Genomic DNA, 19209 nt, shown 5'->3' with positions numbered 1-19209 from the left:
TCGGGTTATTTTCTTTTGGAAATTTCGTCCCTTAAGCGGGCGGCTTTTTCGTAATCTTCATGGCTAACAGCCTGGGAAAGTAATTCTTTCAATTCTTCCAGCGACATTTTTTTGTAATCTGTAGAATCGTCAGACGGTAATTCAATTTCCTCTTTCAGAAGTTCCTCTTCAATAATCTCTTCCTCTTCTTTTTCTTCCTGTTCACGCTGCTTTTCATCGGCTTTCAGGTAGATACCGGCTTTGTCCAGAATATTCTTGTAAGTAAATATAGGCGCGTCAAATCTCAGGGCCAATGCAATGGCATCACTGGTTCTTGCATCTATAATTTCTTCAACACCCTCTCTTTCACAGATGAGGCTGGAATAGAAAACGCCGTCTACCAGTTTATGAATAATTACCTGCTTCACCACAATGCCAAATCTATCTGAAAAATTCTTGAAAAGGTCGTGGGTGAGAGGTCTTGGAGGTTTTATCTCCTTTTCCAGGGCTATTGCAATTGATTGTGCTTCAAATGCCCCGATCACAATAGGCAACTTGCGTTCACCCCCAACTTCGTTGAGGATCAATGCGTAAGCTCCGTTTTGTGTTTGACTATAAGATATACCTTTTATATTCAGTCGCACTAAACTCATACTTCAGTAAAATTAAAAAGGCTGTCTAAAATAAGGACATTTACCAAATTTAGACAGCCCCTTAATGGGTCGCAATTTATGAAAATTATGCGTTTTTCTCTTTAAATTCCTTCAATTTTTCATTTAGCTTAGGTACTACTTCAAAGGCATCTCCAACCACTCCATAATCTGCAGCCTTAAAGAAAGGTGCTTCTGGATCATTGTTAATTACCACTTTAGTTTTAGCGGCATTGATCCCGGCAAGGTGCTGGATCGCTCCTGAAATTCCTACAGCGATATAAAGATTGGAAGCAACAGGCTTTCCTGTTTGTCCTACGTGTTCACTATGGGGTCTCCATCCCATATCACTTACAGGTTTGGAACATGCGGTTGCAGCCCCAAGAATATCTGCCATTTCTTCAATCATTCCCCAGTTTTCCGGTCCTTTAAGACCACGACCACCGGATACAACTACTTCAGCATCTGCGATAGTCACCTTATCTGTGGCTTTGTCTACAGATTCTACATTCACTGAAAAATCTTCTTCCGTTAGATTAGGACTAAACTCCTCTTCAGTTGCTGAACCTTGAGATTCTTTTAATCCGTAGGCGTTTTTAGAAAGTCCGATAATTTTTACATCGGTAGTAATTTTCGTGATATTGAAAGCTTTATTTGTAAAAGCGGTTCTTTTCACGGTAAATGGATCTGTACTTTCCGGTAGTTCAACTACATTAGAAGCATATCCCGCTTCAAGCTGAACTGCCAATAATGGAGCTAAATATTTACTGTCTGCGCTCTGGCTCAATACTACAACTTTTGATCCTTCTTTTTCAGCAGCTTGCTTTACAGCATCTGAAAAAGCTTCAGCATTGAAATTCTTTAATTTATCGTTCTTTACGTTTAGGACTTTTTCTACTCCATAGTTTCCTAGTTCAGAAACATCTCCGGCATTAAATACGATTGCTGTAACAGATGTTCCCATCTTATCAGCAACTCCTTTTGCATAAGAAGCGACCTCGTAGGAAGCTTTCTTAAATTTTCCTTCTTCTGATTCTATATATACTAAAACTGACATTTTCTTTTGATTTTAAATTTTGAAATTCTTTTTGATCCGATGGAATTAGATTAGATCGCTTTTGCTTCGTTGTGCAATAGGTCAATCAATTCATCCAGATTTTCAGGATCAATAAGTTTAACTTCTCCTTTTGGAGCAGGCTTTTCAAATTTCACTGCTTCAGTCTTAACTGAAGTGTCAGCAGGTTCCATTACATTCAATGGTTTCTTACGAGCCTGCATAATTCCTCTCATGTTAGGAATACGAAGATCGCTTTCTTCAACAAGTCCTTTTTGTCCACCAATTACAAGTGGAAGAGAAGTAGATAAAGTTTCTTTACCACCATCTATCTCACGAGTTGCTTTGGCTTTCTCACCATCGATTTCCAGGCTTATGCAGTTATTGATAAAATTAGCTTTGATTAGTTGTGCTAACATTCCGGGTACCATTCCGCCATTGTAATCTATAGACTCTCTTCCGGCAATTACAAGATCATAACTACCTTCTTCAACTACTTTGGCAAGTTCCTTAGCAACCTGATAACCATCAGTTGCCGGAGTATTTACTCTAATGGCACTATCTGCACCAATTGCAAGAGCTTTCCTAAGAGTAGGTTCGGTTTCAGCACCACCAACATTTACAACATCTACGCTCGCGCCTTGCTTCTCTTTAAACCACATCGCTCTAGTAAGACCAAATTCATCATTAGGGTTAATTACGAATTGAACACCATTTGTATCGAATTTGGTGTCTCCATCAGTGAAATTGATTTTCGATGTAGTGTCAGGCACGTGACTAATACATACTAAGATTTTCATATATAAAGTTCTTTTTTTAATAAAACGTTTTCGTTGACGAAGGTAAATAATTTTAATCAAAAAAAGCTATGCATGCATAATAAAATTAGTATAAAATGCAGGCCCTATTTTAAGGTATTATTAGGTTTTGTTGACTTCAGGTATGGATATTTCAATTTATTGTGTAAAAATATATGATTTCTTATTTCTAGTTTTAAATAGAATTCCAGATTGGGATACTTACGAAAATTTTAATCGGCAAATATGGTATATACATTAATGAATTACTATTTTTGCCTTGCAGGAATAAAAAACAATATATTATATAATGAGGACAATTCAATTTAGAGAAGCCGTTGCCGAGGCTATGAGCGAAGAAATGCGTCGCGATGACAGCATCTACTTAATGGGAGAGGAAGTAGCCGAATATAACGGGGCGTATAAAGCTTCAAAAGGAATGCTTGACGAATTTGGTCCTGATAGAGTTATCGATACGCCAATTGCTGAACTTGGTTTTGCAGGTATTGGAGTAGGTTCTGCCATGAACGGTAACAGACCTATCATTGAGTTCATGACTTTCAACTTTTCTCTGGTTGGAATTGACCAGATCATAAATAACGCCGCAAAGATGAGACAGATGAGCGGTGGACAATTTAATATTCCAATCGTTTTTCGTGGGCCAACAGGTTCTGCGGGTCAGCTTGGAGCTACTCACTCACAGGCATTTGAAAGCTGGTATGCAAATACTCCAGGTCTTAAGGTGATCGTTCCTTCTAATCCATATGATGCGAAAGGACTTCTTAAAGCTGCCATACGTGATGACGATCCAGTAATTTTTATGGAAAGCGAGCAGATGTATGGAGATAAAGGTGAAGTGCCAGAAGATGAATACCTGATCGAAATTGGGAAAGCAGACATCAAAAGAGAAGGAACCGATGTAACGATCGTTTCCTTTGGTAAGATCATCAAAGAGGCATATAAAGCTGCTGAGCAATTAGCTGAAGAAGATATTTCCTGCGAGATCATCGATCTTAGAACGGTTCGTCCTATGGATCATGATGCAATCCTGGAATCTGTAAAGAAAACAAATAGGTTAGTGATTCTTGAAGAGGCGTGGCCATTCGGTAACGTTGCTACAGAGATCACTTATCAGGTGCAATCTAAAGCATTCGATTACCTGGATGCTCCGATTGTGAAACTTAATACTGCCGACACTCCGGCACCATATTCACCGGGTCTTCTTAAGGAATGGCTTCCAAATAGTGAAGATGTTGTTAAAGCTGTGAAAAAGGTAATGTATAAGTAACCTTAATCAACTTATCTTTGAAACTTCATCTTTTAGATGAAGTTTTTTTTTATCCAATAATGAGCAAACAAGCCTACTTTTTATTCATATTCCTTATCGGTATCAATTTTCTACAAGCTCAGACTAAAGTGGGCGGTGTGGTAAATGATGATGCAGGAAAGACCGTTCCCTTCGCTAATGTTGTTTTTGCGAATTCGTCGGAAGGAACCACCACCAATGAAGATGGTGAATTCTATCTTCAGTCAGCTGCTGATTTTGATACGATCGTGATTTCATTCATCGGTTATAAAACCCTTAGAGTGCCTTTAAAATCTTCCGTGAATCTTGATATGGAGATCATGCTGGAACAGGAAGCTTCCAGCCTGGATGAAGTGGTGATCTATCGCGGAAAGACTTCTAAAAAAAATAATCCGGCTATAGATATTCTGAAAAAGGTTTGGGAAAACAGGAGAAGTAACGGAGTTAATGCATTTGAACAGTATTCTTATAAAGAATATGAAAAGCTGGAATTTGATATCAATACCATAGACAGTACGCTTATAGAAAGCAGGATCTTTAACGGGATGGAATTCATATTTGATTATGCAGATACCAATCGCGTTACTGGAAAGACCTATCTACCTATGTTCATCAACGAGTCCATCACAAAAGTATATGGCGATAATGAGCTGAACCAGGAAAAAGAGGTTTTGCTTGGGAACAAGAATTCAGGATTCAGTCAGAATAGAAATCTTATCGATTATGTGAAGGATATATATGATGACTATGACATTTACAAGAATTACATAAAATTCTTCGATAAGAGTTTTGTGAGTCCAATCTCCACTACCGGGATAGATACTTATAACTATGTATTGTCTGATAGTGCTTATGTAGATAATAAATGGTGTTATAATATTGTCTATTATCCCAGAAGGGAAAATGAACTTACTTTCAAAGGTGATTTTTGGGTGAATGATACCACCTGGGCCGTAAAAAATATCAACCTCGAAACAACCAAAGATGTCAACATCAACTGGATCAAACAAGTTTATATAGAGCAGGATTTTAAAGTTCTGAATGATTCAGTTTTTCTTATTACAAAAGATTTCTTCATGGCAGATTTCGGTCTGAATAAAAAGAAATCCAGTCGTGGTATTTATGCCAAGCGAACCCTGTTATATGATGAATACGAATTCAATAAGGAAAAGCCGTCGTCATTTTATCAGCAACCGGTTTATAATCCGCAGGCTGAAGCATATAACAAAAGCGAAGAGTTTTGGGCTGAAAATCGTATGGAGCGATTGAATGAAGATGAAGAAGGCATTTATGTTATGTTAGATAGTCTAACCAAAACCAAAGCCTTTAATAGATTATATAATATCGCCACGATCGCGCAATCTGGTTATGTGGAATTTGATGGATGGGATTATGGGCCTATTTATTCAACGTTCGGATTTAACGATGTTGAAGGCGTAAGAACCAGGTTTGGTGGTAGAACCTATTTTGGGCAGAATGATCCCTGGAGAATTGAGGCTTATGGAGCCTATGGATTTAAGGATAATAAATTCAAATACGGAATTTCAGGTAAGGTGTTGTTAGATCATAATTCCCGGTTGATATTAACCGGGGGAAACAGGAGGGATGTTGAACAGTTGGGAACGAGCCTTACCAATTCAACAGATGTTTTGGGAAGAAGTCTCGCCTCTTCATCATTGCTGAATGTGGGAGATAATGACAAATTAAGTTCTATAAATCTCAGCGTTTTTGCTATTGAAATGGAACCTTTAAAGAATTTCAAGGTTAGAGTAGGAGCAAATTACAGGGTTTTAAAACCTGCTTCACCACAGTTTAGCCTGGATTATTACGTGGATGAAGAAAGAACCATTATCGATTCTGAAATAAATCAAACTGAACTTTCAACCATTCTAACTTGGACACCGGGAAGAAAGGTCTCTGGTTTTGGCGTGGAGAGAAATGTCGTTAATGAAGAAGACTTTCCAACTCTGTTCCTGAATTATAGTTTAGGCGTAAAAGATGTCTTTAAGAGTGATTTCGAATACAAGAAACTTCAGTTCTTTTACAACCAGCCGCTTCTGGTTGGTGGTTTTGGTAGATCAAACGTGAGTCTGGAAGCAGGTAAAACGTTTGGTGCAGTTCCTCTTGGACTGTTAAGCGTGGTTCCCGGGAATCAGACATATTTCGCACTTTACAATACCTTCCCAACCCTGGATTTCTATGAATTCGTGACTGATTCTTATTCGGCCATCCATATTGATCATAACTTTAATGGAAGGCTTTTTTCCCGAATTCCACTATTGAGGGATTTAAACCTAAGGGAGCTTATAGGTTTCAGAGCGGTTTATGGAGATATTTCTCAGGAAAGTAAAGATATTGACGCATCCGGCTTACCGCTTATCGCGCCAGATTCAGATCCTTTTTATGAGTATAGCGTGGGTATAGGAAACATTTTGAAAGTTATGCGTTTTGATGTGCATTTTAGAGGTAATTATTTTGACAATCCCGATGCAAGATCCATGGCTTTTACAATAGATTTCGGATTTCACTTTTAGTTAAGGAATTAAATATCAGAATTAACTATATTTGCAGCCCTTAATTTTAATGAAGAAAACAAATAAAAATGTCTGATACTTTTGATGTATTGATCGAGATCCCTAAAGGGAGTAGAAACAAATACGAATATGATTTTAAATTAAAGAAGGTTCGTTACGACAGGATGATCTTCTCTTCGATGATGTATCCTGCAGATTACGGGTTCATTCCCAATACCCTGGCGCTGGATGAAGATCCGCTTGATGTACTGGTACTGGTTTCTGAACCTACTTTTCCTGGTATTGTGATGGAAGTTAAACCTATCGGTGTATTCCACATGGCTGACGAAAAAGGTCCTGATGAAAAAATTATCTGTGTACCGGTTTCAGATCCTATCTGGAACAGATTGAACGACCTTAAAGAATTGAATGGTCACATGATCAAAGAGATCGAACATTTCTTCAAAGTATATAAGGATCTTGAAAAGAAAAAAGTAGATACCGGTGATTTTGGAGATGCTGAAGAAGCTCGCGAGATCATCAAACAATGTGTGGAACGTTTTGAGAACTATGAGGGTGATAAATCCCGCTTTGGTATATAATCCTAAATATTTTCCATATATATTGAGATATTAAAAGCAATAACCTTAAAAAGTTATTGCTTTTTTAATTATTGCTGAATTTACTACATTAGCTGGCATTAATAAATAATTAACAAATTAACCTAGCTAAAATATGGAAGCAATAATGATTTATATGCCTGCTGTGCTGGCGATAATCGGACTCATTTATATGTGGGTCAAAAGATCCTGGGTGATGAAACAGGATTCCGGTGACGGAAAAATGAAAGAAATCTCATCTCATATCTATGAAGGCGCTCTTGCCTTTTTAAAAGCAGAATATAAATTATTAACTCTATTTGTGATCGGTGCGAGTATTGCTCTTGCCGCAATCGCCTATTTCGTTCCAACCACACATTACCTTATTATTGTCGCATTTATCTTCGGAGCATTTTTCTCTGCACTTGCCGGGAATATGGGAATGAAGATCGCAACCCAGACAAATGTTAGAACTACCCAGGCAGCCAGAACCAGTCTGCCAAAAGCACTAAATGTTTCTTTTGGAGGAGGAACCGTTATGGGACTCGGAGTTGCCGGCCTGGCAGTTTTAGGTCTTACCGGATTCTTTATTCTTTTCTTCCATTATTTCATGGGTGGAGAATGGACAAATACGGAACAGATGACCATCGTTCTGGAAACTCTGGCAGGATTTTCACTGGGTGCAGAATCTATAGCGCTGTTCGCTCGTGTTGGAGGAGGAATCTATACGAAAGCAGCCGATGTTGGTGCCGACCTTGTTGGAAAAGTGGAAGCTGGAATTCCTGAGGATGATCCTCGTAACCCGGCCACTATTGCCGATAACGTTGGTGATAACGTTGGGGACGTTGCTGGGATGGGAGCCGACCTTTTTGGTAGTTATGTAGCTACCGTACTTGCCGCCATGGTTCTGGGGAATTATATCATCGAAGATATGGGAGGTGATATCACTTCTGAAGGATTCGGAGGAATTGGACCCATACTTTTACCAATGGCCATTGCAGGAGCTGGAATAATTATATCAATTATTGGTACGCTGTTGGTGAGAATCAGCTCTAATGATGCTAAAGAAAATGAAGTTCAGAAAGCCTTGAATATTGGTAACTGGGTTTCTATTATTCTTGTGGCGATCGCCAGTTATTTTCTGGTGACCTGGATGTTGCCTGCAGAGCCTATGACTATGGGATTCTTTGTGGGAGGCCAGGAAGGTTTTGAAATGGTATCCATAAGTTCCCTGAATGTTTTTTATGCGTCTCTTGTAGGTATTATCGTTGGAGGTGTGATCTCTGCGGTAACTGAATATTACACGGGACTTGGCAAAAAACCTGTACTTGGGATCGTTCAGAATTCCAGCACCGGGGCTGCAACAAATATTATTGCCGGACTTTCAACCGGGATGATCTCAACATTCTTTTCAATTCTACTATTTGCTATTGCTATTTGGGCATCGTATGCTTTTGCAGGATTCTACGGAGTTGCTTTAGCTGCTTCTGCTATGATGGCTACAACCGCAATGCAATTAGCGATCGATGCTTTTGGGCCAATCGCTGATAACGCCGGAGGAATTGCTGAAATGAGTGAACTACCTTCAGAAGTACGTGAGAGAACTGATATTCTTGACTCTGTTGGAAATACAACTGCCGCAACGGGTAAAGGTTTTGCGATCGCTTCGGCAGCATTAACCTCGCTGGCACTTTTCGCTGCTTATGTGACATTTACGGGAATAGACGGAATTAACATATTCAAAGCTCCAGTATTAGCGATGCTATTCGTGGGGGGAATGGTTCCTGTTGTATTTTCAGCCTTGGCAATGAGTTCAGTGGGGAAGGCCGCCATGCAAATGGTGAGGGAAGTAAGAAGGCAGTTTAAAGAAATTCCAGGTATCATGGAAGGAACCGGAAAACCACAATATGATAAGTGTGTGGCGATCTCTACTGAAGCTGCTTTAAAAGAGATGTTATTACCCGGAGTTATCACGATCGGATTTCCAATTTTGATCGCTTTCCTGCCGATGATCTTTGGATATGATAATGTATTGATTGCTGAAATGCTTGGAGGTTATATGGCTGGGGTAACCGTTAGCGGTGTACTTTGGGCTATTTTCCAGAATAATGCCGGTGGAGCCTGGGATAACGCGAAAAAATCATTCGAAGCTGGTGTAATGATCAACGGTGAAATGACCTACAAAGGTTCTGATGCGCATAAAGCTGCAGTAACTGGTGATACGGTGGGAGATCCGTTCAAGGATACTTCCGGACCATCGATGAATATCCTGATTAAACTAACCTGTTTGATAGGTCTTGTGATTGCACCAATACTTGGGGGGCATACAGAAAGTGATATTCCGAATCAGGAAGAAACTGCGATGGTCAGTAATTCTGATGCTCAAATGATCTCTAAGGAGGTGAAAATGGAGAAAAATACCGAAGATGATTTTGTTACTGCTTATGTGGTGGTAACGAAATATGAAAATGGTGAAGAAGTAACTGAAACTTTCGAATTTGAAGGAACAGAATTAGAAGTTCGAAATAAAGTAGATGAAATCAAATAATCTATTTTCTGAAATTGTAAAAAAACCTCTGCAAACTTGCAGAGGTTTTTTTTATGCTATAGGAAATTTCATTACTCCTGAAGAGTTCATGTCATTCAGATATTTCTTTATTCCGTGTTTATGAGCAAGAATTAATTCCCTTACTAGCGCATGACTGGTTTTAGATAAATATTTATTGTATTTCCGAAAAGCCTTCCATTCTCTCTTATGGATATCGGCAAACCTGTTCGTAAGCTTATACTTCATATAGAATTTGGACAGTTCACATTTCTTCCTTTTGTAAAATGAAAGAACACTTTGATCATTCAAAGGTGATATTTCCTTTTTTAGGCATTCGATGGATTCTTCAATTTCAATAAGAAAATCCAGTTTCTGTTCATATAGCTTCCGATAGAAATTCTTTAGAAGAAGCCTTTTTTCATTTTCAGCAAATATCCTGTAGATGTAAGCACTCTTATGATTGTGAACTCTTAATTTTTCCAGTAATTTCAAGGTCTTTTTCTTCTCTCCAACATGCATAATTCAGTCCTCCTTTTTTCTCTCTTCTAGATGATTTTCAAAATTCAAATTTATAGTCAGTTGTTCTTTGCAGCCACTTTTTTAACCTTATTAACGCTTAGTTATAAAATATTTTAGACACTTATATTTAGTATGGCCTAAACTGGCACTTAATTCAGGAGAGTAAGAAAAAGATTATCAATAAGTTCAGAATTTCATAAGGCTTATTAGATGAATTTTAATCGTTAATTTCTGGTTAATCAGCTGCCATTCAGGAAATTTAAATGTTTGAAATTGTAGATTTAAGATGAAATTTAAAATTGAAAAGTTATGGCGAAAGATCATGGACCCAGTATAAAGAATGATGAACAATATGAAGAACTTCTGGACCAGGGTATGAGTAAGCAAAAAGCAGCCAGGATCGCTAATGATCCCAATTCTGGTAAAAAAGGTGGAAAGGCTGAAAAATATGAAGAAAGAACCAAGGAAGAACTTTATCAAAAAGCGAAGGAGATTGGAATTGAAGGGAGAAGTAAAATGTCAAAAAAAGAGCTGATAAAAGCATTAAGGAATAATTAGAGGAACAAATTCCTGGGTAGTTATTAAATGTTTTATAAATCTTCCGCTTCAAATTAATGCTTTTCAGAAATAGAAGTAAATTGACTCCAAAGCTCATGTTTTAATGATAAAACGTTTAAAGAAGATCATTGGAAGATACCGTAATCTGGAACAGATTTATATAATTCCTTATCGCAGTTACGGTACTTTTTCCCATTTATATGTAAAAGGCAGGGCGCTTGATAATGAGCCTCTGAAAATTGTTAAAGAGCAATCTATTTACAGAACGATTAAAAATACCTGGAAGCAATTTGACAGTTTCGAGATTCCTGATGCTGATATTGAATTAAGAATTCCGGATAAGATTACCCTTAACGCCCAAACGAATGATGAAGGATATTTTCTTTTCGATAAAACTATCGAGGAAAACCTGTCTGAACACGCTTCTGAAGAAGGATGGGTAGATTATGAAATTTATTACCGGAGCGAGGTTGAAAAAAATACCGAATTGATCGCGAACCCGTTTCGTGGAGAATTTCTGGTCCCACAAAAGGATGCTGAATTTGGTGTCATCAGCGATATAGATGATACAATTTTACACACCGGCGTGACTTCGTTTTTAAAATGGCGCTTGCTGAAGAATTCTCTGCTTACCAATGCCTATAAAAGAATTCCTTTAAAAGATGCTCCAGATTTATATCAGAAATTACATAAAGGTAAAAGTGGAAAGAATAAGAATCCAATGTTCTACTTAAGTAACAGTCCATGGAATATGTATGAATACCTGAAATTGTTCTTAGGATATAATAAATTTCCCAAAGGGCCTATTCTTTTACGTGATCTAAGAACTCCTTTTGAAAGTACGCTGAAGCCTGAAAAACCCCATAAGCAAAAGGAGATCACGAACATTTTAAAAACTTATCCAGACCTTAAATTTATTTTGATCGGCGACAGTGGTGAACACGATGCGAGTATTTACACAGACATCGCGGCTCAGTATTCAGACAGGATTCTGGCTATCTATCTTCGAAGCGTCAAACATAAAAAAAGAATGGAGCGGGTGAGAAGTATTATTGATGAATTTGATTCGGTTCCGGTTTTACTTGCAGAAGACTCCAATGAAGCCGAAAAGCATGCACGGGAAAATGGTTTCATTCAGTAAAAGCGATCCTACTCAAAAATAAAAAATCCCGGCAAAACCGGGATTTTCAATATTTTAGATCAATTTTTTCTAACTAGGATCAATGCTTGTTCCAACAGCAGCTCTCTGGCTAGTCGGAGATTTTCTAGGCATTGTTCTGAAAATTTGGTCCCATAACGGGGAAGATACACCAAAAGCTCTATCTGGCTCTCTGTAATGGTGAATACTGTGGTGATGCCATAAGATCTTTAAAAAATTATCTGGCACTTTGAATGCGTGTACAGAATAATGCACCGCTAGATAACCAGCATATCCAATTAAAAATCCGGCAAGAAACCCAAATACATAATCACCAAGTACTGCACGATAAATGATAAACAACACTGTTGCAATGATCAGGCTCAAAAGCGGAGGCATGGCAAGTCTTGATTTATCCTTCGGATAATCATGATGTACTCCGTGCATGGTATAGGATATTTTCTGTTTTCTAGGCGATGTGGCAGGGATATGATACAGGTATCTGTGCATCACATACTCGATAAATGTAAAAAAGAACAGTCCCGCCAGGAACAATCCAATCATCGCCGGAGCTTCAAATCCTTTTTCTATGACTCCGTAGTAAACCAATGCGGCAGCGATCACTCCAAAAATGATCAGAGGTATAGAAATGTGGGTATGAGTTAGTTTTTCAAGTATAGGGTTGTCAAATAATTTTGGTGAACCCTTATGCTTAGGTCTTCTTAATTTTGTCGATTCCATTTTCTTTCTCCTTTAAAATAATCCGTGTAACTCTCCATCAATACGGTTGATAATATCTCCCAGGTCTTCTGGATTGTCCACAAAGTTAATATTATCTACATCAATAATCAGCAAATTACCTTTATCATAATCATGCACCCAGGCTTCGTAACGCTCGTTAAGCCTGCTTAAATAATCAATAGAGATCGTATTTTCATAATCTCTTCCGCGGCTATGAATTTGTGCAACAAGGTTAGGGATGCTACTTCTTAAATAAATAAGAAGATCTGGCCCCTGTACCACGCTTTCCATCAGGTCGAATAAAGATTTATAATTTTCAAAGTCCCTGTTCGTCATTAGGCCCATAGCATGGAGGTTAGGCGCGAAAATGTATGCATCCTCGTAGATAGTTCTATCCTGAATGATCTTTTTTCCACTTTCCCTGATCTGCAAAATCTGTCTGAACCTGCTATTCAAAAAATAGATCTGAAGGTTAAACGACCAGCGTTCCATTTTGTTGTAGAAGTCTTCCAGATATGGGTTTTCCAGAACATCTTCAAACTGAGGTTCCCAATTGTAATGTTTTGCGAGTAATCGTGTTAAAGTGGTTTTTCCTGCACCAATGTTTCCGGCTATGGCTACATGCATAATTTGATTTCTTAGGCTGAATTAAGGACTGTAAAGATAAAATAATTGAATTAATATGAGAGAAATACTACCCAGACTGAAGATATTTTTTTGTGAATCTGGGAAATTTGAAGTAGAGATGTATTAAACTATTCATATTCAAAAAATTATACATAAAATTGAGTCGTCGGAAGATAAAAATTAAAGTTTGAGAGCTAATGTGATAAGTGTGAAATTTAATAACTTCTAAACCGAAATAAGACTTTAGTTAACGGCTAAGAATTAAAGAAATCCTGAACGCATCCAGCGCACCTGGCATAGGTCCAGATACAATCTATAAGGTCTGTAAGCATATGGAAAAACAACCCAATACTTATTAACCTGATCACTTTCTGTTTTATAAATATCATTCCCAGAACATAGGCTGTGATTGCTAATTCTGAATGTAAGGGATGAAATCCAATTCCGCACCTTTCAGGATCAAAAATGGGGTCGGCAAGTAGATGATCAAGGTCAACCAGCATGGTAGCTGCCAAAATCAGCCAGTATTTGATCCAGTTATTTTTGTCGTAAGAATAGGCTATAGCGCCTATGACTAAAAAATGTAAAGAATAATGAACTACCTGTTGAATCACCAGCCTTATTTTGAATGGTCTGTATTGTCAGAATCGTCTGGTCTCAGTAATCTGTTAAGCTTTCTTTCAAGAGCTATATATCTCGAAATTCCAACGAGAAGAAAAACTACACAAATAATTAGAGATAGATAGCCAACCCACATAAGGCTTATTCCCTGGTAATCTTTAATTTGTAATAATGCGAGGCCGCTAATTAACAAATAAATAGAGGCGCGTATATATGAAAGCAGAGTTCTTTCATTCGCCAATTTGGTTCTTTCCAAAGCCAGATGTTCCCGAAGAAGCTTTTCATCAATAATTCTGGTCTTAAATGGATTGTGGAGTTTTACTTTTCTCATATTCAAAACGGAAAAAATATTGGGATCACAAATGATGCTGCCACCCAGATGATAAAGTTAAGAGGAGTTCCGAACTTTAAAAAATCTCTGAACCTGTAATTTCCGGGAGCATAAACCATAGTATTTACCGGGTAGCTAACCGGAGTCATAAAGGTAAGAGAACAGGCGAACATTACACCAATTAGAAACGGTTTTTCGCTCACCTGCATGGCAGCGGCAAGACTTATAACAATGGGCGTCATTAAGGCTGCCGCAGCTTTGCTCGATAAAACATTGGTGGAAAGAAAGGTAAAAAGAAAAATCAGACTCAGCGTCCATCTTGGATCCATCGTTCCTAAAGACTCATAAATATATTGCGAAATGATATCTGAGCCACCCGTTTTTTCCAGGGCTTTACCCATAGAAAGTACGCCGGCAATCATAAATATAACCTTCCATTCGATCGCCTCGTAAGCTTCCTGAGGTTTCAAAATGGTAAGAGTGACCAGCAGCAGACTTCCAACCATCGCGCTAATAAGAATGGAAGTAATATTAAAAGCTGCAGCGCTCACTACACCAATCACAATAAGTAGTGCTGGAACGGCCTTTTTGTAATCAACTCTTCTTCCCTGGTATTCTGAAAGAGTAACTATCAGTTTTTCTTTGGTTAATAAGGAAATAGCTTTTTCTGATGCGAATAAAAGCATCATATCTCCTTCCTTTAAAACCACGTGAGAGACATCTTCTGTGATCGTTTCCTTTCGATGCCTAATAGCAAGAACAGAAGCGTAATAAGTGCTTCTGAAATTTAATTGTTTGATCGATCTTTCCGCAAGCTCAGAACCATAGGGAATCATTACCTCGTAGATCTTCTTATCCTCGTTAGGCGTGTTATTCTTAGGCGAGATCTTATCATTGGGTGCGACATTATGAACATTTTCTTTATCGCCAATAACCTTAAGACCTTTTCTAACCTTCAATTTCGCCAGGTTCACTGGATCCACCAGAATTCTTATCAGGTCACTTTCTCGAAGAACAGTTTCTCCGTTAATTTCATAAACACGATAATGCTTCCGTTTAATTCTTAATATCTGAACCTTAAAATCATTTACCAGTTTAGATTCTGAAATGGAAACATCTACATCATCACTTTCTTTCAGAAGTTCAATTTCGGCCATATATTTTTCAGCTTCCTTCTTAAGTCCGGCGTCTTCAGGCAGATCTCTTTTAGGCAATAAGATTGGCCCCACAATGAAAATATAGGTCATCCCAATGGTAAGCAAACAAAGAGCTGCAAGGGAAAATTCGAACATGCCGAAGGCTTCAGATCCTAATTTTTCAGCATAGCTGCTCACGAGGATATTGGTGGAAGTACCAATCAGCGTACAGGTTCCGCCGAATAATGCTGAAAATGATATAGGAATTAAAAGCCGTGCCGGGCTGATATTCGCTTCTCGGCAAACCAACAACGCTACCGGAATTAAAATAGCCACCACAGCAGAATCATTTATAAAGGCTGAAAGAACTGCAGAAGTGATACACAATGAAACCAGGGCAAGGAAATAATTAATCCGTGCTATTTTAATGAGTTTGGCACTCAATCCATCGATCACACCAGATTTGAAAACGGCGGCACTTACTACAAACATACAGCCCAGCGTGATAGTTGCCGGGTGATTAAATCCAGAAAATCCCTCTTCCGGACTTAAGACTCCTGAAACTATAAAAAGAGCCATGATAATAATGGAAGTGGTATCTATCGAGAAATAATCGCGCACAAAGAGAATGATCCCTATGATAATTATCCCGACTGTTAGATATAATTCCATCCTTATTGATTTTATCTCATGCTAAGCATTAATTTTGCGTGCCATGGCAAATGCAAGTAGGTCTGTTAAAGCTTTGAGTGCTTTCGTGCCACTGAAAGGCGGAATTATATTTATTGTTTTCCCAGTAGAAGTTAGTTCTTTCTTCCGGTTCATTACCTATCTGGTTCATAGTTTTTGCATCAAACAATCTTCCATTCACCATCGTATAAATTACTGACTCCGAATTCCTGATATCTTCCAGCGGATTTTTCTCCAGTACGATAAGGTCAGCAAGCTTTCCTTTTTCCAGGGATCCTATTTCCTTATCCATTCCAATATATTGAGCACCATTAATGGTGGCTGTTTTCAAAGCTTCCATGTTGCTCATGCCACCCATTTGAAGCAACCACAATTCCCAGTGAGCTCCTAATCCTTGCAGCTGTCCATGTGCGCCCATATTTACTTTTACTCCTTCATCTGAAAGTGCTTTTGCTGTTTTTGAAACCAGCACGGGACCATTTTCATACTCTTCTTCAGGAAGCTTGGTTCTGTGTCTAGCTCTGGAATCTACCAGTTCTCTTGGAGTGAATGTCAGCAATCGCTCATTTTCCCAGACATTATCTTTATCGTAAAAAATATATTCACCGTTAATTCCGCCGTAGTTTACGATCAAGGTAGGAGTGTAGCCGGTATTCGAAGCACTCCACAGACTCAGCACATCTTTGTAAACCGGTGCAACCGGGATATTGTGCTCAATTCCGGTATGGCCGTCTATGATCATATTCATATTGTGGAAAAACGTAGAACCACCTTCGGGAACCACATTCATGTTCAATTCTTTCGCTGCGAGCAGAACCTGTTGTCTTTGCTCACGTCTCGGTTGGTTATAGCTTTTTACAGAAGTTGCCCCAAAAGCTTTGGTTCTTCTAATTGCAGATCTGGCATCGTCAATACTATTGATTTCTGCTTTGAAATCTCCATCAGCCCCGTATAAAATTATTCCCGTAGAATACAGTCTTGGACCAAACATATCACCGCTTTTTATAAGTTCAGCAATGCCGAAAACAGTTTCACTTAAAGCAGAAGGATCATGCGCCGTGGTTACTCCAAAAGCAAGATTAGCATATGATGGCCAGTGCTTTTTGGGAGTGAGACCGTACCTGAAAGCACCAATATGCGCATGAGAATCAACTATTCCCGGCATGATCGTTTTTCCTGAAACATTGTAGACCATCGCCGAATTTGGTATTTTCACCTCTTCTGAATCTCCTATGGCTTCAATTTTATTTCCTTTGATAAGAATGCTTCCATTTTCGATCACTTCACCTTCATTCATGGTAATAATTCGAGCGTTTGTGAATGCAATCATGCCTTCCGGAACATCAGTTTTGATCTTTAAACCGATCTTAGTTCCTTTTTCCGTCATAGGCGGAATGGAATCAGGGGAATTTTTAAGATAAGTAAACCTGTTTTCTATATCGTTGGTAAAATATTCGTCACCTAGCGTCCAGTGGATATTCTTACTGTTATTGGACCAGTGCAGATTTACGCCCGCGTCTTTAGTAACCTGAGTTACCGGAAGGGTTTTCGAGTCTGGTGTTAGATCTACCGGCTGGCCGGTCATCGCAAATGGCGCTACATATGCCTTGTGAAGATTACTGAAAAGTATCCATTTATTATCCGGGCTTGGAAGAATTCGGTTCGCATATTTTGAATTGATATGAGTTCTTTCATCTTTTCCGTTCAGGTCAACACTTTTCAGACTTTTAGTGATACTTCCAAAAAAGTAACCTCCGGTCTGGAAGAATACTCTTGAATCGTTAGCATTAAAAATCGGGAATAATCCTTCCCTGACCAGTCTCTTTTCATTCTTACCATCTGAAGTCATCGTATAAACTCCGGGTTCTTTAGTAAAGGTCTGTCCCTGGTCGCTGTTTCCGCTTTCTTTTGAAAAAACGATCATTTTGCCATCATTGGAATAAGACGGATTTCGATAAATTCCTTTTGATGAGGTTAAGGTTTTTTCAGAGTTTCCAGATAATGAAATGGTTTTGATACTTCCAAGTTCCTCATCGTCCCAGCTCACATAAATAATGCTTTCTCCATCTGGTGAAAAAGAAGGTTCGAACTCAAAATCTTCAGAATCGGTGATGCGCTGAGGTTTACCGTTCGGTAGCGATTTTTTCCATAGATATCCAACCGCATTGAAAACCAGCGTTTTTCCATCTGGTGAGGTCACTGCATGGCGAATCACTTTGGCATCAAAATTTTCAGTGAATACCTTGTGATCTGTTTGCAAAGTTTCTGCGATCTTAATTTCATTAGATACCTCAAAAGGAATTTCTGAAACTTCGTAATTTTCAATATTTACTTTATTGATCTTTCCATTTGCCCAGAAAACCAGTTCTTTATTGTTTGGCATCCAACTGTAGTTTGGATACACTCCAAAAATCGCCCAGGCCTCCTGCTGATCTTTGCTTAGCTTGTCAAAAACGGGCCATTCTTCCCCTGTTTCCAGGTCATGGATGAATAGAACAGATTTGGTTCTAATTCTTTTTACAAAGGCCAGTTTTTTTCCATCCGGTGAAACTTCAGGTCTCGCTGCGCCACCTGGACCACCAGTAATGATTATGGTTTCTCCGGTTTCAAAATCATATCTTTTAATAACATAGATCTGTTTGTTCGGGTCTTTGTTATACTGAAAATTACCACCGGGATACATATCTTCACTGTAAAAAAGATATTTTCCATCTGAAGTAATACTAGGTTCATTTACATCCTGCTGATCGTTCTTGCGTTCGGTAAGCTGAATTCCACCCTTGGCAGCGATATGATACTGCCACATTTCACCCGCTCCCAGGGATCTTCCAGAAGTGAAATGTTTTCTGGCAATGATCGAATTTCCATCGGCGGTCCATACCGCATTATTCAACAACCTAAATTTTTCCTCTGTGATCTGTTCTGCGTTTTTACCATCAGTATCCATTACCCAGATATTATCTCCGCCCCCGGCGTCACTGGTAAACGAGATCTTAGATCCGTCCGGGCTGAATCGGGGTTGAACTTCATATGGAATTCCTGTTCTAAGAATCGTAGCTTTTCCACCACTTATGGGCATTTTATAGATGTCACCTAAAAGATCAAAAACGATCGTTTTCCCATCCGGACTTACGTCCAGATTCATCCAGGTTCCTTCATCGGTATTTAATTGAAGAGTTTTGAACTTCCAGTTATCGGGATAAGGGTCAGAAACATCCCATTTTTCATTTTTTTTCCCGTCTTTTTGTGCAAAAGCAGAATTAAAACTGATCAGAACGAGTAAAAGGATTAAAACCTTTCGGTAATTATGCATGATTGAGTAGTTTATAGTACTTAAATATACAGCATCTTTCATTTTGATGAAAGTTGGGCTGTTTATTATTTATGACTACTCTTTTTTGG

At 38.6% G+C, this 19209-nt stretch carries 16 protein-coding genes; 6 read left to right on the top strand and 10 right to left on the bottom strand.

Going from position 1 to position 19209, the window contains the following annotated elements:
• Positions 1-5: 5 nt before the first annotated feature.
• From AC2S94_RS01445 to AC2S94_RS01435, 3 genes are all read right to left on the bottom strand, one after another.
• A complete protein-coding gene (locus AC2S94_RS01445; RefSeq protein ID WP_484629739.1) occupies positions 6-632 on the bottom strand; it encodes a bifunctional nuclease family protein in 627 nt (208 codons plus the stop codon).
• Positions 633-717: 85 nt separating this feature from the next.
• On the bottom strand, positions 718-1686 hold the full coding sequence (locus AC2S94_RS01440; protein WP_484629738.1) for an electron transfer flavoprotein subunit alpha/FixB family protein: 969 nt from the start codon (positions 1684-1686) through the stop codon (positions 718-720).
• A gap of 50 nt (positions 1687-1736) precedes the next feature.
• Positions 1737-2483, bottom strand: coding sequence for an electron transfer flavoprotein subunit beta/FixA family protein (locus AC2S94_RS01435; protein ID WP_484629737.1), 747 nt, complete (start codon positions 2481-2483; stop codon positions 1737-1739).
• 307 nt (positions 2484-2790) lie between these two features.
• On the opposite strand from AC2S94_RS01435, the gene AC2S94_RS01430 reads away from it, so the two are divergent.
• The 4 genes from AC2S94_RS01430 (at position 2791) to AC2S94_RS01415 (ending at position 9446) form a co-directional block, all read left to right on the top strand.
• Complete coding sequence (locus tag AC2S94_RS01430; RefSeq protein ID WP_484629736.1) at positions 2791-3768, top strand: pyruvate dehydrogenase complex E1 component subunit beta; 978 nt, start codon at positions 2791-2793, stop codon at positions 3766-3768.
• A 59-nt stretch (positions 3769-3827) separates the two neighbouring features.
• A complete protein-coding gene (locus tag AC2S94_RS01425) occupies positions 3828-6320 on the top strand; it encodes a DUF5686 and carboxypeptidase-like regulatory domain-containing protein (protein WP_484629735.1) in 2493 nt (830 codons plus the stop codon).
• A 68-nt stretch (positions 6321-6388) separates the two neighbouring features.
• Positions 6389-6901, top strand: coding sequence for an inorganic diphosphatase (locus AC2S94_RS01420; RefSeq protein WP_484629734.1), 513 nt, complete (start codon positions 6389-6391; stop codon positions 6899-6901).
• A gap of 133 nt (positions 6902-7034) precedes the next feature.
• Entirely contained in the window at positions 7035-9446 is a 2412-nt protein-coding gene (locus tag AC2S94_RS01415) for a sodium-translocating pyrophosphatase (protein ID WP_484629733.1), read from the top strand.
• A 51-nt stretch (positions 9447-9497) separates the two neighbouring features.
• On the opposite strand, the gene AC2S94_RS01410 is transcribed toward AC2S94_RS01415, so the two are convergent.
• The gene (locus AC2S94_RS01410; RefSeq protein WP_484629732.1) at positions 9498-9965 is read right to left on the bottom strand and encodes a hypothetical protein; all 468 of its coding nucleotides are present in this window, start codon (positions 9963-9965) and stop codon (positions 9498-9500) included.
• Between the two features lie 309 nt (positions 9966-10274).
• On the opposite strand from AC2S94_RS01410, the gene AC2S94_RS01405 reads away from it, so the two are divergent.
• Positions 10275-10523, top strand: coding sequence for a DUF7218 family protein (locus AC2S94_RS01405; protein WP_484629731.1), 249 nt, complete (start codon positions 10275-10277; stop codon positions 10521-10523).
• 103 nt (positions 10524-10626) lie between these two features.
• A complete protein-coding gene (locus AC2S94_RS01400) occupies positions 10627-11664 on the top strand; it encodes an App1 family protein phosphatidate phosphatase (protein ID WP_484629730.1) in 1038 nt (345 codons plus the stop codon).
• A 69-nt stretch (positions 11665-11733) separates the two neighbouring features.
• Here the strand turns inward: AC2S94_RS01400 and AC2S94_RS01395 are convergent, their stop codons facing one another.
• From AC2S94_RS01395 to AC2S94_RS01370, 6 genes are all read right to left on the bottom strand, one after another.
• Positions 11734-12402: a sterol desaturase family protein gene (locus AC2S94_RS01395; protein ID WP_484629729.1), complete on the bottom strand. Its 669-nt coding sequence runs from the start codon at positions 12400-12402 to the stop codon at positions 11734-11736.
• 12 nt (positions 12403-12414) lie between these two features.
• Positions 12415-13029: a deoxynucleoside kinase gene (locus AC2S94_RS01390; protein ID WP_484629728.1), complete on the bottom strand. Its 615-nt coding sequence runs from the start codon at positions 13027-13029 to the stop codon at positions 12415-12417.
• A 254-nt stretch (positions 13030-13283) separates the two neighbouring features.
• Positions 13284-13643, bottom strand: a complete 360-nt coding sequence (locus tag AC2S94_RS01385) for a DUF6122 family protein (protein WP_484629727.1) — start codon at positions 13641-13643, stop codon at positions 13284-13286.
• Positions 13644-13648: 5 nt separating this feature from the next.
• Positions 13649-13981, bottom strand: coding sequence for a DUF202 domain-containing protein (locus AC2S94_RS01380; protein ID WP_484629726.1), 333 nt, complete (start codon positions 13979-13981; stop codon positions 13649-13651).
• A 2-nt stretch (positions 13982-13983) separates the two neighbouring features.
• On the bottom strand, positions 13984-15789 hold the full coding sequence (locus AC2S94_RS01375; protein WP_484629725.1) for an SLC13 family permease: 1806 nt from the start codon (positions 15787-15789) through the stop codon (positions 13984-13986).
• A gap of 28 nt (positions 15790-15817) precedes the next feature.
• The gene (locus AC2S94_RS01370; protein ID WP_484629724.1) at positions 15818-19162 is read right to left on the bottom strand and encodes an amidohydrolase family protein; all 3345 of its coding nucleotides are present in this window, start codon (positions 19160-19162) and stop codon (positions 15818-15820) included.
• Positions 19163-19209: the final 47 nt, after the last annotated feature.

It is taken from the genome of Christiangramia pacifica (genome assembly GCF_057221535.1).
The sequence above is the reverse complement of the archived record's forward strand: the minus strand, read 5'-3'. Positions and strand labels throughout refer to the sequence as shown.

Excerpts from the sequence above, each read along its gene's own strand:
- AC2S94_RS01445 (WP_484629739.1), bottom strand. The coding sequence starts at position 632 with ATGAGTTTAGTGCGACTGAATATAAAAGGTATATCTTATAGTCAAACA.
- AC2S94_RS01395 (WP_484629729.1), bottom strand. The coding sequence starts at position 12,402 with ATGGAATCGACAAAATTAAGAAGACCTAAGCATAAGGGTTCACCAAAA.
- AC2S94_RS01430 (WP_484629736.1), top strand. The coding sequence starts at position 2,791 with ATGAGGACAATTCAATTTAGAGAAGCCGTTGCCGAGGCTATGAGCGAA.
- AC2S94_RS01420 (WP_484629734.1), top strand. The coding sequence starts at position 6,389 with ATGTCTGATACTTTTGATGTATTGATCGAGATCCCTAAAGGGAGTAGA.
- AC2S94_RS01375 (WP_484629725.1), bottom strand. The coding sequence starts at position 15,789 with ATGGAATTATATCTAACAGTCGGGATAATTATCATAGGGATCATTCTC.
- AC2S94_RS01415 (WP_484629733.1), top strand. The coding sequence starts at position 7,035 with ATGGAAGCAATAATGATTTATATGCCTGCTGTGCTGGCGATAATCGGA.
- AC2S94_RS01410 (WP_484629732.1), bottom strand. The coding sequence starts at position 9,965 with ATGCATGTTGGAGAGAAGAAAAAGACCTTGAAATTACTGGAAAAATTA.
- AC2S94_RS01390 (WP_484629728.1), bottom strand. The coding sequence starts at position 13,029 with ATGCATGTAGCCATAGCCGGAAACATTGGTGCAGGAAAAACCACTTTA.
- AC2S94_RS01370 (WP_484629724.1), bottom strand. The coding sequence starts at position 19,162 with ATGAAAGATGCTGTATATTTAAGTACTATAAACTACTCAATCATGCAT.
- AC2S94_RS01405 (WP_484629731.1), top strand. The coding sequence starts at position 10,275 with ATGGCGAAAGATCATGGACCCAGTATAAAGAATGATGAACAATATGAA.
- AC2S94_RS01435 (WP_484629737.1), bottom strand. The coding sequence starts at position 2,483 with ATGAAAATCTTAGTATGTATTAGTCACGTGCCTGACACTACATCGAAA.
- AC2S94_RS01425 (WP_484629735.1), top strand. The coding sequence starts at position 3,828 with ATGAGCAAACAAGCCTACTTTTTATTCATATTCCTTATCGGTATCAAT.
- AC2S94_RS01400 (WP_484629730.1), top strand. The coding sequence starts at position 10,627 with ATGATAAAACGTTTAAAGAAGATCATTGGAAGATACCGTAATCTGGAA.
- AC2S94_RS01380 (WP_484629726.1), bottom strand. The coding sequence starts at position 13,981 with ATGAGAAAAGTAAAACTCCACAATCCATTTAAGACCAGAATTATTGAT.
- AC2S94_RS01440 (WP_484629738.1), bottom strand. The coding sequence starts at position 1,686 with ATGTCAGTTTTAGTATATATAGAATCAGAAGAAGGAAAATTTAAGAAA.